16 protein-coding genes and 1 tRNA gene are annotated in these 12,252 nt (G+C 49.3%); 10 read left to right on the plus strand and 7 right to left on the minus strand.

The genetic code is table 11. From position 1 onward, the window contains the following. Positions 1 to 134: 134 nt before the first annotated feature. Both HHL17_RS21160 and HHL17_RS21165 read left to right on the plus strand, forming a co-directional pair. Positions 135 to 587, plus strand: a complete 453-nt coding sequence (locus HHL17_RS21160; RefSeq protein ID WP_169226781.1) for an Hsp20/alpha crystallin family protein — start codon at positions 135 to 137, stop codon at positions 585 to 587. A 112-nt stretch (positions 588 to 699) separates the two neighbouring features. Then, complete coding sequence (locus HHL17_RS21165) at positions 700 to 987, plus strand: hypothetical protein (RefSeq protein WP_169226782.1); 288 nt, start codon at positions 700 to 702, stop codon at positions 985 to 987. A gap of 498 nt (positions 988 to 1,485) precedes the next feature. Here the strand turns inward: HHL17_RS21165 and HHL17_RS21170 are convergent. The 3 genes from HHL17_RS21170 to HHL17_RS21180 all read right to left on the minus strand — a co-directional run bounded on the left by HHL17_RS21170 (position 1,486) and on the right by HHL17_RS21180 (position 3,336). Further along, a tRNA-Lys gene (locus tag HHL17_RS21170) sits at positions 1,486 to 1,558 on the minus strand. Positions 1,559 to 1,650: 92 nt separating this feature from the next. Next, positions 1,651 to 2,394 (minus strand): 23S rRNA pseudouridine(2604) synthase RluF, encoded by a 744-nt coding sequence (gene rluF, locus HHL17_RS21175; RefSeq protein WP_169226783.1) that lies wholly within the window; start codon positions 2,392 to 2,394, stop codon positions 1,651 to 1,653. 27 nt (positions 2,395 to 2,421) lie between these two features. Beyond that, on the minus strand, positions 2,422 to 3,336 hold the full coding sequence (locus tag HHL17_RS21180) for an SAM hydrolase/SAM-dependent halogenase family protein (RefSeq protein ID WP_169226784.1): 915 nt from the start codon (positions 3,334 to 3,336) through the stop codon (positions 2,422 to 2,424). Positions 3,337 to 3,441: 105 nt separating this feature from the next. Here HHL17_RS21180 and HHL17_RS21185 point away from each other — a divergent pair, with 105 nt between their 5' ends. From HHL17_RS21185 to HHL17_RS21205, 5 genes are all read left to right on the plus strand, one after another. After that, positions 3,442 to 4,311, plus strand: a complete 870-nt coding sequence (locus HHL17_RS21185) for a class I SAM-dependent methyltransferase (protein ID WP_169226785.1) — start codon at positions 3,442 to 3,444, stop codon at positions 4,309 to 4,311. 18 nt (positions 4,312 to 4,329) lie between these two features. After that, positions 4,330 to 4,539: a hypervirulence associated TUDOR domain-containing protein gene (locus HHL17_RS21190; protein ID WP_169226786.1), complete on the plus strand. Its 210-nt coding sequence runs from the start codon at positions 4,330 to 4,332 to the stop codon at positions 4,537 to 4,539. A gap of 87 nt (positions 4,540 to 4,626) precedes the next feature. Next, the gene (locus HHL17_RS21195; RefSeq protein ID WP_169226787.1) at positions 4,627 to 5,580 is read left to right on the plus strand and encodes a quinone oxidoreductase family protein; all 954 of its coding nucleotides are present in this window, start codon (positions 4,627 to 4,629) and stop codon (positions 5,578 to 5,580) included. Positions 5,581 to 5,675: 95 nt separating this feature from the next. Beyond that, positions 5,676 to 6,164 carry a DinB family protein gene (locus tag HHL17_RS21200; RefSeq protein ID WP_169226788.1) on the plus strand — a complete coding sequence of 163 codons (489 nt, stop codon included), beginning with the start codon at positions 5,676 to 5,678 and terminating at the stop codon, positions 6,162 to 6,164. A gap of 113 nt (positions 6,165 to 6,277) precedes the next feature. Continuing rightward, the gene (locus HHL17_RS21205) at positions 6,278 to 6,997 is read left to right on the plus strand and encodes an SDR family NAD(P)-dependent oxidoreductase (RefSeq protein ID WP_169226789.1); all 720 of its coding nucleotides are present in this window, start codon (positions 6,278 to 6,280) and stop codon (positions 6,995 to 6,997) included. On the opposite strand, the gene HHL17_RS21210 is transcribed toward HHL17_RS21205, so the two are convergent. The 3 genes from HHL17_RS21210 to HHL17_RS21220 all read right to left on the minus strand — a co-directional run bounded on the left by HHL17_RS21210 (position 6,998) and on the right by HHL17_RS21220 (position 9,557). Continuing rightward, a complete protein-coding gene (locus HHL17_RS21210; RefSeq protein WP_169226790.1) occupies positions 6,998 to 8,113 on the minus strand; it encodes a tetratricopeptide repeat protein in 1,116 nt (371 codons plus the stop codon). It lies immediately after the preceding gene. 157 nt (positions 8,114 to 8,270) lie between these two features. Continuing rightward, a complete protein-coding gene (locus tag HHL17_RS21215) occupies positions 8,271 to 8,885 on the minus strand; it encodes an NADPH-dependent F420 reductase (RefSeq protein WP_206156114.1) in 615 nt (204 codons plus the stop codon). Positions 8,886 to 8,972: 87 nt separating this feature from the next. Beyond that, a complete protein-coding gene (locus HHL17_RS21220; RefSeq protein ID WP_169226791.1) occupies positions 8,973 to 9,557 on the minus strand; it encodes a Crp/Fnr family transcriptional regulator in 585 nt (194 codons plus the stop codon). A 112-nt stretch (positions 9,558 to 9,669) separates the two neighbouring features. Here HHL17_RS21220 and HHL17_RS21225 point away from each other — a divergent pair, with 112 nt between their 5' ends. From HHL17_RS21225 to HHL17_RS21235, 3 genes are all read left to right on the plus strand, one after another. Further along, positions 9,670 to 10,545, plus strand: coding sequence for an AraC family transcriptional regulator (locus HHL17_RS21225; protein ID WP_169226792.1), 876 nt, complete (start codon positions 9,670 to 9,672; stop codon positions 10,543 to 10,545). Between the two features lie 71 nt (positions 10,546 to 10,616). Then, on the plus strand, positions 10,617 to 11,009 hold the full coding sequence (locus tag HHL17_RS21230) for a VOC family protein (protein ID WP_169226793.1): 393 nt from the start codon (positions 10,617 to 10,619) through the stop codon (positions 11,007 to 11,009). Positions 11,010 to 11,112: 103 nt separating this feature from the next. Then, on the plus strand, positions 11,113 to 11,604 hold the full coding sequence (locus HHL17_RS21235; RefSeq protein WP_169226794.1) for an SRPBCC family protein: 492 nt from the start codon (positions 11,113 to 11,115) through the stop codon (positions 11,602 to 11,604). A gap of 53 nt (positions 11,605 to 11,657) precedes the next feature. Here the strand turns inward: HHL17_RS21235 and HHL17_RS21240 are convergent, their stop codons facing one another. Beyond that, the gene (locus HHL17_RS21240) at positions 11,658 to 12,209 is read right to left on the minus strand and encodes a GNAT family N-acetyltransferase (RefSeq protein WP_169226795.1); all 552 of its coding nucleotides are present in this window, start codon (positions 12,207 to 12,209) and stop codon (positions 11,658 to 11,660) included. Positions 12,210 to 12,252: the final 43 nt, after the last annotated feature.

The following is a 12,252-nucleotide window of genomic DNA, read 5'->3' on the forward strand; positions in this document are numbered from 1 at the left end:
CTCCGACTCGTGTAATGAAAAAATGACAGCCAAATTTAATTTTTCACGTTTGGCATACAGGTTGATCACCCTTTTTTAAAGGTAGAATTACCAATAAATATAAAAGTTTGTTAATATTTAAAAAGGAGGTTACTATGTCACTCGTAAGAAGAAACAGGGAACCACTTACAAATTTGCCGACCCTGTTCGAAAACTTGTTTAATCGTGGTCTTTTAAGTTGGGACAACTTTAATAATTCCACTAGCGGCACTACCATTCCCACGATGAATATTAAAGAAACAGATGAGGATTTTCTTGTCGAACTCGCTGCACCAGGCATGAAGAAAGAAGACTTCAAAATTCACCTCGATGGCAACAATCTATGCATTTCTTCTGAAAGAAATGTCAATGCGGAAGAACAAAGTGACGGTAAGTATTCCTATAAGGAATTTAGTTATCAGTCCTTTAAGCGTACAATAACACTTCCATCGGATGTTGTGGATGAAGAAAAAATCCAGGCAAAATATGACAATGGATTACTATCTCTGAAAATTCCCAAAAAAGAAGAGGTAAAGAAAAAAGCACTACGGCAAATAGCAATTCACTAATTGTGCATTAAAGAAAGATAGTGCGTTAAAGATCGATTAATCTTATGTCAAGCCCAGCGGAAGGTGGATCACCCTTTAGATCCGCCTTTCCGACTGGCACAAACTCATGATAATGGAAGAGCGTTTTTATATCGATGTGCATTTCAAGGTATCCAAAGGTTGGATAACCTACGCTAAAATTAATCTGGGAGATGATCAAGAGTTTGCTAATTCTCTTTTTGAAATGCTAGCGGGCAGAACTTTGCCTGAAGGATTTCTCAGAATGAATTTGATGGAATCAAAAAATGATTTGGCCCTTCTTCACAATGGCATGTACTGCACACTCCCTGAACTGGCTGAAAACTGCACGTTCATAACTAAGGAAGTTTTCAGATTCTATAATCTCGACAAAGGATATTAGATTATTAATGTTCCTTTAATTACGCAAACAAAACGCACAAAGGAATAATTCCACCAATGCAAATGGGAAAGTACAGTATGGCACTATAATATATTTTATCTACAAAAAATTGCGAAGCGCTTTTTACCGGCGCGCAACAAGGTTTTTAGTAGATAAAGATTCAGCCGTGGAAAATATTGGAGCTACAGTTTACTCACTTTGCACTTCTCTTTCACACACTTACTGTTTTAGGCAACAAACATAAGCCTACAGATAAGCAAAAAACCACACAACATCTCAAGGGGTCAGGTTTCCTGAGATACCCTTGAATCTCTATACTCTAAGGGTAATTTAATGCTAAGGGTTAAAATCCAGAATAGATATTTCGTATCTTTAGTAAAAGCTGATTAACCTGTATAAAGTACGGAAAAGAAATCGGGGTTATACAAAAGCAACTCGACTAAACGCTCAACTAAAAAACAAAACCCCGCGCAAAGCGCGAGGTTTATAAGTTGTCTGTGATCCCGCTGGGACTCGAACCCAGGGCCCATACATTAAAAGTGTATTGCTCTACCAACTGAGCTACGGAATCTTTTGCTGTAAAGCGGGTGCAAAAATAGGAATTAATTCTTCACTTCCAAATTTTCAGCAAAAAAAATTTCAACTAACGCTATAGCATACACGCTATTCATCCATTCCGCCACTATTGTCACCAGGAGCAGTTTTGCTGCTGGAAGCCACCATGGTATTGATACTGGCGATTTCATCCTTCGTGAAATAACGCCATTTGCCGGGGGCCAGATCTTTTAAGGTCATATTCATGATACGTGTCCGTTTCAGCGTGACCACCTTATAACCGAGCTCTTCACACATGCGGCGGATCTGGCGGTTAAGGCCCTGGGTAAGGATAATACGGAACCTGTCTGTCCCTTCCTGCTGCACAAAACATTTCTGTGTAACGGTACCCAGTATCTTCACTCCATTGCGCATGGCTTTGATAAACTCCATGGTAACGGGTTTATCGACAGACACGATGTATTCTTTTTCATGCTGATTACCGGCGCGAAGGATTTTATTCACGATATCTCCATCATTCGTCAGGAAGATCAGTCCTTCGGAGAGCTTGTCCAGCCGGCCGATGGGGAATATCCGCGAAGGGAAGTTCATGAAGTCGATGATATTGGTTTTATCTTTCAGGTCGGTGGTACAGGTGATGCCTTTGGGTTTATTGAGCGCGATGTATACGGTCGTTTTTTTCTTCTTTAGCGGCTCTCCGTCGACTTCCACTACATCACCGGCTTTCACACGGTTGCCTTTGGACGCGATATTGTCATTGATGGTAACACGGCCCTGCTCTATATATTTATCAGCCTCCCGCCGGCTGCAGAAGCCTGTCTCACTGATATATTTGTTGATACTGATATCCATAATGGGACGCAAATTACTTAAAAGGATTTAATTCCGTTTAGGGAGCAGCTTCACCGCCACGCTCCAGTCGCTGCCGCTGCCGATATGTTGCGCCTCTGCGAGGTTACCCATATTGACGGCGAAGGACAACTGCATCAGGCTATTGAGATACGCGAGGGGCTTGCCCTCAGGCACAGCGCCAAAGGTTTCGCTGTAGGGCGCCTGCAGGGTGGTCACTGCCTCCTGATGGTGATAAAATGTCACCTCCATCATATCTCCGTATTTCGGCCGCAGCTCTTCCAGCAAGGCAGCATCGATGTTCGTCCATACGTTGCCATATTGAATATCCAGGATGGGAATATTGCCTTTGAGCACCTGTCCTTCGCGGACGGCCTTTTGAAACGGCAGTGTCACCACACTGGCGGGCAATACCGGCCCTACCTGTTCAAATGTGATGGTGCCGGATGCCAGCCGGGCGGCAGTATAGGCATATACGTCCCGGCCATGGAAGGTATAGGACTTGCCGGAGCCTTTCCGGCGGTTGACAGCTTCGTTGATCTCTCTCAGTTCAGAAACGCCCTCAGATGCCGCTACCAGGGTAAGCGTGCCGTTATCAGGCGTCACGATAAAATGCCCTTTACGTGTTTTCAGGACGACCGACTTGCGGCTGGTACCCACACCGGGATCTACGACAGACACGAAAACAGTCCCTTCCGGCCAGTAGGGCACCGTCTGCTCAAGGCGAAAAGCAGCCTCCCATATGTTATACGCCGGTATCTCATGGGTCAGGTCATACAGTTTGAGATCAGTGGACACCCCGTTGGCCACGCCTTTCATGGCGGAAACAGCGCCGTCTTTTAAACCGAAATCAGACTGGAACACAACGATCTTGTTTTGCGCCCGCACCCCTTGCGCCAGCAACAGCGCCACCAGGGCCAGACCACCTACATTGATTTTTTTCATGGGGAGATGATTCTTAAGCTGAACAAATTTAATGGCTTTCGGGACAACCTGGTGCATCAGAATGACAAGTGAAAAAACGTACATTTAATATTCACCTGACAGATCATGGAAAAACAGCCACGCGACTTTAATACGATCAGCCCCTCAGCCCGGGCACTACTGCTGATGAAAGGGCTTACCGATATCCCTTTTGCCCGGGAAGCAGCCCGGCTGATGATGGCGCCGGAACCCTATGTTCCCGATTACAACACAAAAGAACCGTGGTTCTGGGCACGGCTGGTGCATTTTGAAAACCGCTACCACAGCATCGATCAACTGCTGCAGGGAATAACACACCAGCATATCCTCGAACTGTCTTCCGGCTTCTCCTTCCGCGGACTAGCGGCAGTACAGCAACAGGCATTGCATTATATCGATACGGACCTACCGGACCTGATCGCCACTAAACAACGGTTCCTCCACGACCTGCAGCAGCACCTCCCTCCTGCCAAAGGTCAGCTGGAAACCCTTCCCCTGAATGCACTCGACGAGCAGCAATTTACGGCCGTTACCGGCCGCTTCGCAGAAGGCCCCCTCACCATCGTGAATGAAGGCCTGCTCATGTACCTCGACCAGCAGGAGAAAAGCGTGCTTTGCAGCCTGATACGGAAAACACTGGAAACGCGCGGCGGATACTGGATAACGGCAGACATCTATATAAAAAGGGACCGCGAGTCTGAGCAGGCTGCCGGTACCGAAGATCAGCTCAGCAGCTTTTTTGCCCAACACCGCATCAATGATAATATGTTCAATAGTTTTGATGATGCCGCCGCTTTTTTCCGGGAAGCCGGATTTGAGATAGACAAGGAAGCCGAGCCCGACTACACCCGCCTCACCGCTTTCAATCACCTGCTTAAAAACGCCGACTCCGCCATGCTGGAAAGAATGCGCCACCGGGGTAAGATTCACGCCACCTGGCGGCTACGGCTCCGATAACACACTAAAACGGATACTATGGAAACAACATTCAAAAAAGGCGACCACGTTACCTGGAATTCAGAAGCTGGATGGGTAACAGGCACCATCATCCGCATCCATACCTCCGACTTCCAATATAAGGGATATACCCACCATGCTACACCGGAAGACCCGCAGTATGAAATCAAAAGCGATAAGACAGACCACATTGCCGCCCATAAAGGGACAGCACTAAAGAAAATCTGACGAAAAAACAAGTCACTTTCATGGATGAAACACATGGTGTGGCATCAGGCCGGATGCTCCATCTTTGTATGGTCTAAATAAAAACACATGAAAGCAGTTACCCTTAACGCTTACGGCACGCCTGATGTGCTGGAAGTGACCGAACAGCCCATGCCCGTTCCCGCCCCGCATGAAGTGATCGTAAAAGTACAGGCGGTGGGCGTTAATTATGCCGACCTCCTCATCCGCCAGGGCGTATACCCCTTTATTCCGCAGTTTCCGGCCGTATTGCCCGGGGAAATCAGCGGTATCATTACGCAAACCGGCAGCGAAGTGCAGCACCTGCAGGCTGGTCAACGAGTGACCGGCCACGCTCCTGCCGGATATGCCACCTACGCCGCTATCCCGGCCGCAGGCATTACCATATTGCCAGACCAGGTAGCTCCAGCTGCCGGGCTGCTCACCCATTCCCTGACAGCACAGCACCTACTGGAACAAACCAGCGGATACCGCTCCGTGGTGATCACAGCCGCTGCGGGCGGTGTAGGCTCACAGGCGGTCCAACTAGCGAAGATCAAAGGAATACCGCAAATCATCGCACTCACCGGCAGCGAAGCCAAACAGGAATATGTCCGCTCCCTTGGCGCCACCCATGCCATCAACTACCGCGAGACAGACTGGCTCAAGCAGCTGGCAGACATTGCCGGCCCCCAGGGCGTAGATCTTATCCTGGACGCCACCGGCGGGGATACGCCCGCTCAACTGGCGTCGGTCCTGGCTGTCCACGGTACACTGATCGTATATGGCAACAGCTCCGGGCAGCCTACCACTATCAATCCGCAGGAGCTCATCATGAAATCTGCCCGGGTTATCGGATCGACGGTCTATAATATTCCACCTGCCCAACGGCAGCAATGGAGCCAATACCTGGTGGACCTGATCGCCACCGGCCAACTGCTGGCACAGATCAACAGCTATCCGTTCACCGATGCAGCCCGCGCCCACAGCGACATGGCAAACCGCCGGAACACAGGTCGAACCGTACTCTCTTTCCCGGAATAAAATTTTTCTTAATCCTGCTGACATAAGGTTGTCACTTCCCCCTTGTTATCTTTGGACCATCAACATTATTCAAACATCCTAAAGAGAACAAACATATGGAAAACACTACCATCGCGAAACCATTGACAGCCATTTCCTCCGCTGACCTGCTCGGGCACTACCAGGGACACCGTCGCCTCACCCGCCGCCTGCTGGAAGGTTTTCCGGAAGACCGCTTCTTCGATTACTCCATCGGCGGCATGCGCTCCGTGGCTGCGCTGGCCATGGAACAGATCAACGTTTCCAGCATGGGCGTGAGCGGTGCAGCCACCCGCAACTGGCAGACCGTCGCTAGAAAAGAACAACCGGCCACCAAACAGGAAATCCTAGATCTGTGGGATGAAAACACCGAATTGATCAATAAATACTGGCCTATGATCACGGAAGAACGTTTCCTCGAAACCGACAAAGCTTTCGGCATGTACGAAGGCGTAGTGATCAATCTGGTACTTTATTTTATCGATAATGAAATTCACCACCGCGGACAGATATATGTTTACTACCGTTCGCTGGGCCTGGAGCCGGCACCGTTCTACGAACGCTAACCGGTATTAAAGATGACAGGATTTTTCGCAGGTGCTTTGACTTACCGTCAAAAAACAGGAACTTCGTACCCGTTTTAACCCTCCTGCGAAAAATCCTGTAATCTTTATTGCATATGAAACATGTCCTTATACTGGGCGCCAATTCCGATGTGGCAAAGGAAGCGCTCAAAATGTATGTCAGCCGGGGTTATCACGTAGTGGCCGCTTCCCGCAGCACGGCCGCTCTTGAATCATTTGTGCAACAACAACAATTTCCCGGTCACCCCGTGACGGTCCGCTATTTTGATGCGGCCGACTTCAGCAGTCACCGTTCCTTCTACGACAACCTGCCCGCCAAACCCAACATTGTGCTGTATGCCGCCGGCTACCTGAAAGACAACGCTGCTGCCATGCAGGACTGGGACGGCAGTTTTAATATGATGCAGGTACATTATTGCGGAGCAGTATCTATATTGAACATTATTGCTACCGACAGTTCCCACACAAGCCTGGAAAGGATTGTGGGCCTCTCTTCCCTCTCCGGTGTCCGTGGCAGGAAAAGCAATTTTATCTACGGCAGCACCAAAGCAGCCTTTACACAATATCTCGCAGGATTACGGCAACACCTGTTCCCCCGGCGTGTAACCGTCAACGTGATCGTGGCCGGTTATATCCGCAGCAAAATGACGGCAGGGCTCTCCCTACCGGAATCGCTGATGCTGGAACCGGCGTTCATTGCCGGCGCAGTGGTCAACGCAGGGAAACGTTTCACCATTGTACCGGGATTTAAATGGAAGATGATTTATCAGGTATTACGACTTATGCCGGAAAAAATGGTGGCCAGGCTACCCTGATCAATAACGGGTACGATAAAACTGGTTCTCTTCATTGATGGTAAGCGGGTGGTCTTTCAACCATTCGAGGAAACGTTTAAACAAATCCTCGTTTGCTGCGCGCCAGTTGGCGAACTCCTGCTCCTGGCCATAACCCAGGATCCAGTAGTTGTATGGCTCCAGTAAGCCGGCATCATTTACCTGCTGCTGATAATCGAACAGCACAATAGGCGCTTTGGCCATTTTGCGGAACTTTTGCTGATAGAACTCCAGGAACCTGGCGCGTATACGGTTTAATGACTGTAGATTAATGTCTTTCTCCATGCCTACAGCCGCTGCCATGTTAGGTTCGAAGATCAAACCGCCATAAGGCAGCTGCAAATTCTTCAGCTGATCTGCCAACGCGTCCGCACCGTCTTTCACATCATAGGCAACATTGATCACATTGTTTTTGCTGAAGCTGACAGTAGCAGTGTCTCCATTAAATTTAATTTCTGATTTATACGTCAGATAAAGCGCTTTACTGATCTCCACGGTGCGGCGGGTGTTCCGTTCCAGGTTCAGGAAGATCTCTCCGTAAATCATGCCCCACACTTCTTCCTCGGTGTTATTACAGAATATTTTAGCCGCCCAGTAGTAATTAGAGGCGAACATGGGCGCCGCTTTAATGCCCGCTTCAAAATAAGCCAGCGCCTTGTTATAGTCTTTAACGATGATTTCCATGACACCCCGTTCCAGGTACAGGTTACCCGCAGCAGGGAACAACTTCAGTCCTTTTTCGTATGCCTCAATGGCTTTTTCCCGCTTGTCCAACATATCGTAGCTGTTGCCCAGCAGCTGGAATACCCGGTCGTTGGTATCGTCCCGACGGGCCAGCTTTTTGAGGATGCCCAGGCTTTTGTCATAATCTTTCATCTGGTAATAAGCATAGGCCATTTCGTATGGCCAGGCCAGATTTTTAGGGTCCAGTTTGGCGGCTTCTTCCAGCAGTGGAATGGATTTCTCAGGTTCCCCACTGTCCATCAGCCTGATGGCTGCTATTGCTTTTTCACGGGCCTGGATGCTGTCTTGCTGGGCATATGCACCGCCGGCAATCAACAACAGGGCCAGCGGAAATTGCAGAAGGGATAAACGCATAAGTACAGTATTATGAAGGAAATACTTCACCTGTAATTTAGCTGAATTTTATCATATCTGCTGATGGATTATGCCGGAAATGTCTACACAACCGGAGGGGACATGCTGCATAGGTGTTAGACGGCCGTCTTTGTTTTGCAGACGGCCCGTCAACAAACTATCCAAGCTCCGGTACCTGCACCAGGTGCAGCCCTGCCAGTGGTCCTCCGGGGAAATGTTGCATCACGCCACCCTGTATCAGTCCACCCAGGTCTACGCCGGCGAAGCCGATGCGGTCCAGTAACTGGCCCACGCGCTCCTTGGCAGCCTGGTCATCTCCGGAAAAAAATACGACCCGCTTTCCACCTTGTGCAGATTGTGGTGTCTGTATCAATGCAGGCGGCAAGGTATTAAAGATCTTCACCACAGCGGCGCCGGGCACTTTCTCTGCCACCAGCTCACTGGACGTTTTACCGCCAAGATCGGGAATGATAAATTCAGGGATGATCACCGGATTAAGGGCATCCAGTACTATTTTGCCGGAGAGGTCCGGCAGACCGGCAGTAGCCGCCTCCAGGAACTGCCATTGCACAGATAACAGGATGATATCGGCGGTGGCCGCAGTAAGCCGGTCGGTAGCCGTTATACCCGGTATGCCCGCTGCAAATTCTGCCAGTGTCTCCGGCCCGCGGCTGTTACTGATCATTACTTCATAACCCGCCGCTGCTGCTGCCTGCGCAAAAGCGCGACCAATACCGCCGGCGCCGATAACGCCTATCTTCATACTTTTCATAAACATTGATTTAAATGATGCCACAAAATTAGCGGCATGGGCAGGCGGTCACCAATGACAAATGATAAGAAAAACGCTTGACAAATATCAAGGCTTCCGGCGGGTCAGGGAGGCACGGATACGGCTCAACGTTTCCGGCGTAATACCCAGGTAGGAAGCAATCATATGCTGGGGTACGCGCTTTATCAACGCGGGGTATAGTTGGGCAAACTGCTGGTAACGTTCTTCTCCACTCAGACTGATAGCGGCCTGTATACGGTTGTTGGCAGCCATCAGGCTACGGTTCAATAACGTCTCCGCCATCTTCTTCATCTCCGGCAATTCCTCCAGTAAAAAATTAAAATCATCCCGGGTAAACATCACCAGTATACTATCTTCCAACGCTTCGATATTGATCACGGAAGGCAGGCCACAGGTAATGCTTTGCCGGTCGCCCGCCCACCAATGCTCGGGAGAAAAACGCATGATACGCTCCACTCCTTTGTCATCAACAAAGTACGACTTCAGGCAGCCTTCGCACACAAAAGCATAATGTTTCCATACCTCTCCCTGCCGCAGCAGCAGCTGCCGGCGGCGTAGCTGCCGCACCATACCACGCGAACGTATCAACGTAATGTCCGCTTCTGTGAAAGTTCCTTTGCTGTGGAGGTATTCAACAAATACACCAAACATTTGATTATTTTTTTATTGGGTTATTTTTCTATTGGATTTACGGATTTTGGAATTTTTTGATTTAGAAATTTATAACCCGAAGATCACGTTATTTAATCCAATGTGCAATATAATGCTGATCTTCGCTCTTCAAATCACTAAATCAAAAAATTCCAAAATCCGCAAATCCAATAACCAAATAAAAAAATATCTAAATAGCCAAATATACCGGCCCCTGCAACCGGCCATCCATCCGGAACGTGACGAAGCCTCCTACCGGGAGTGCCTGCCATCGCTTCCGCTGGCGCCGTATATCTATTGTTACTGGCAGCTGACCTCACACCCGTCACTGTCACAGCCTTTTGTGTACCGCGTGGTGGCCGATGGCTGCATAGACCTTTTCTTTCACACCTGCCAACCACAGGATGTGTATGTCATGGGCTTTTCAACGACATACACCGAATTCCCGCTGGACAATCCTTTCAACTACATCGGTATACGTTTTATGCCGGCAGCGTTTCCCTTGCTGTTTGGGGTGAGTGCCGCCGCGCTGACCAACCGTTTTGAACACCTGGGCGATGTAGTGCCGGCACTGGCCGCAGGACTGACACAACAGGCGGCCGGTCTCCACAGCCTGCAGGAACTGCAACCGCTGCTCAATCATTATTTTGAAAAAATACTCGCCAATCACACCGTGGATGCAGACAACCGGCTGGTACAGGCACTGGACCTGATTTTGCGCACCGGTGGCAATATCCGGCTGGAAACGGAGCTCCATAGCGGCGTTAGTCCACGGCATCTCAGGCGGCTGTTTGATTTTTATATCGGGGAATCGCCGAAAACTTTCAGTAAAGTGGTACGCTTTCAGCAGCTGTTGCACAACACCCCTACAGCCGATAGCCTGCGGGCCAACAAAATGTTTTATGATACCGGTTACTACGATCAGGCACATTTTATCAAAGAGTTCAAAACCATGTACGGCCTCCCTCCCACCGTGGCATTGCGCTGAGTTTGTCCGTTTTTTACAATACCGTCCCGGTAAATTCTTTCACCTTTGTGTCATCATTAAAAAAGTACAGAATGAAAATGAATGCCGGTGTTATCACCCATAAAATAAAAGAGAGCAAAGATTTCTATACCGGGGTACTCGGTTTCGGAGTAGCATTTGAAAATGAATTTTATCTGCTGTTACATACGCCGGGCCATGAAGCAGAGATCAGTTTCCTGCTGCCGGAACATGTCAGCCAGCAACCGCTTTTCCAGCCTGCCTTTCAGGGAAAGGGCATGTACCTGACGATAGAAGTGGAAGATGTGAGAAGTATCTATGCGGCCATAAAGGCCAAAGGTGTTCCCATTGAAATAGATCTGCGGCAGGAACCCTGGGGTGATCATCATTTTGCTATTACTGATCCGAATGGCGTAGGCATCGATATTGTGCAGTATGCGGCGCCAGACACCACGCCGGACAACTGAATAACATTCCTGGTCCGTCTGGCAGGATTATGACCTGTTTCATTTTGTCGTTTTTTTCCAAAGTTGGAGGCTTGCGTGGCAGTTACCTTTGTATCAAAAGATCATGAAAAAGAGATGGCATATGGGCTTTGGCCTCCTGCTGCTGCTTTTCTTTCAAACAAAAGCACAAACCGTAAAACCGACAACAATGGCATTACCCGCACAAACATTAAGCATCACGGTACTCCGTCCGGCAGACGACGTATATGCGTACCTGTCAGCACCAGCCAACTTCGCTATCTGGGCAGAGGGCTTCGGCTCTCAGCTGGCGCCCACGGACACTCCCGGCACCTGGCATTTCAAAATGGCCAATGGCAACAATGCCACGGCTAAGTTCACGCCACCCAATCCATTCCGTATCGTTGATCACTACGTATATCCCGGCAACGGGCAGGAAGTATTTGTCCCTATGCGCGTAGTGGCCAACGGAGCAGGCAGTGAGGTGCTGTTCACCCTGTTCAGGCAGCCGGACATGACCAATGAGATGCTGGCGAAAGACAAAGCAGCGGTGTTAAAAGACCTCGGTAACTTAAAAAAGGTACTCGAACAACGATAACCGGGCTTTAACGTGTCAGCTCCGGAGAAACGGGCTTCCCCGGAGCTGACATGTTACAAGTCATATGTCATATAAAAAGCCACTTCTCCCGCGCACCACACCGGATCATAGAGTTTCAGATGAACGCCCGAAATGCGGAATCCCTGCTTTTTATAAAAACTCACCGCGGCCACATTGGTGTTCTGCGTCTCCAGCTCCAGTAACCGCACCTTCAGTTGTTTTGCATGCGCGATCAGCGTATCCATCAGCAATGCTCCGGTGCCCTTCCGTCTTTCTGCCGCCGCCACTGTCAGTTGTGAAATATACAAGGTGTTGTTCCACTCCCGCCTCTCCCCGATGATAATCCCTGTTAACCGGCCCTGTTCATAGGCTGCAAAAGAGTGCCCCTGCAGCATGACTTCATTCAGTTCTGCCAGTTCTGTTTCACTCGTGTGCCAGGTTTTTTGTTTAGGCGATGCCAGCGTTTCCAGGCGGAAGGCAAAGACCGTCTCCTGTTGGTCCGGCTGCTGTACCGGCACCCAGGCCTGTGTGGAGGTATAGCCGTTATGGCCCATCTGTAATATATCCATGGCCGTTAGGCCACTGAGCGGTGATATTATTGCCATAAGAATGGTCCCCGTTTTTCCCGAAATTAACAAAACTATATTT

The sequence above is a fragment of the Chitinophaga fulva genome (assembly GCF_012927205.1).
GTDB lineage: Bacteria > Bacteroidota > Bacteroidia > Chitinophagales > Chitinophagaceae > Chitinophaga > Chitinophaga fulva.

What these genes read in the sequence shown, in the direction of transcription:
- HHL17_RS21160 (WP_169226781.1), top strand. Translation starts at nt 135, where the DNA reads ATGTCACTCGTAAGAAGAAACAGGGAACCACTTACAAATTTGCCGACC.
- HHL17_RS21165 (WP_169226782.1), top strand. Translation starts at nt 700, where the DNA reads ATGGAAGAGCGTTTTTATATCGATGTGCATTTCAAGGTATCCAAAGGT.
- rluF (WP_169226783.1), bottom strand. Translation starts at nt 2,394, where the DNA reads ATGGATATCAGTATCAACAAATATATCAGTGAGACAGGCTTCTGCAGC.
- HHL17_RS21180 (WP_169226784.1), bottom strand. Translation starts at nt 3,336, where the DNA reads ATGAAAAAAATCAATGTAGGTGGTCTGGCCCTGGTGGCGCTGTTGCTG.
- HHL17_RS21185 (WP_169226785.1), top strand. Translation starts at nt 3,442, where the DNA reads ATGGAAAAACAGCCACGCGACTTTAATACGATCAGCCCCTCAGCCCGG.
- HHL17_RS21190 (WP_169226786.1), top strand. Translation starts at nt 4,330, where the DNA reads ATGGAAACAACATTCAAAAAAGGCGACCACGTTACCTGGAATTCAGAA.
- HHL17_RS21195 (WP_169226787.1), top strand. Translation starts at nt 4,627, where the DNA reads ATGAAAGCAGTTACCCTTAACGCTTACGGCACGCCTGATGTGCTGGAA.
- HHL17_RS21200 (WP_169226788.1), top strand. Translation starts at nt 5,676, where the DNA reads ATGGAAAACACTACCATCGCGAAACCATTGACAGCCATTTCCTCCGCT.
- HHL17_RS21205 (WP_169226789.1), top strand. Translation starts at nt 6,278, where the DNA reads ATGAAACATGTCCTTATACTGGGCGCCAATTCCGATGTGGCAAAGGAA.
- HHL17_RS21210 (WP_169226790.1), bottom strand. Translation starts at nt 8,113, where the DNA reads ATGCGTTTATCCCTTCTGCAATTTCCGCTGGCCCTGTTGTTGATTGCC.
- HHL17_RS21215 (WP_206156114.1), bottom strand. Translation starts at nt 8,885, where the DNA reads ATGAAAAGTATGAAGATAGGCGTTATCGGCGCCGGCGGTATTGGTCGC.
- HHL17_RS21220 (WP_169226791.1), bottom strand. Translation starts at nt 9,557, where the DNA reads ATGTTTGGTGTATTTGTTGAATACCTCCACAGCAAAGGAACTTTCACA.
- HHL17_RS21225 (WP_169226792.1), top strand. Translation starts at nt 9,670, where the DNA reads ATGCTGATCTTCGCTCTTCAAATCACTAAATCAAAAAATTCCAAAATC.
- HHL17_RS21230 (WP_169226793.1), top strand. Translation starts at nt 10,617, where the DNA reads ATGAAAATGAATGCCGGTGTTATCACCCATAAAATAAAAGAGAGCAAA.
- HHL17_RS21235 (WP_169226794.1), top strand. Translation starts at nt 11,113, where the DNA reads ATGAAAAAGAGATGGCATATGGGCTTTGGCCTCCTGCTGCTGCTTTTC.
- HHL17_RS21240 (WP_169226795.1), bottom strand. Translation starts at nt 12,209, where the DNA reads ATGGCAATAATATCACCGCTCAGTGGCCTAACGGCCATGGATATATTA.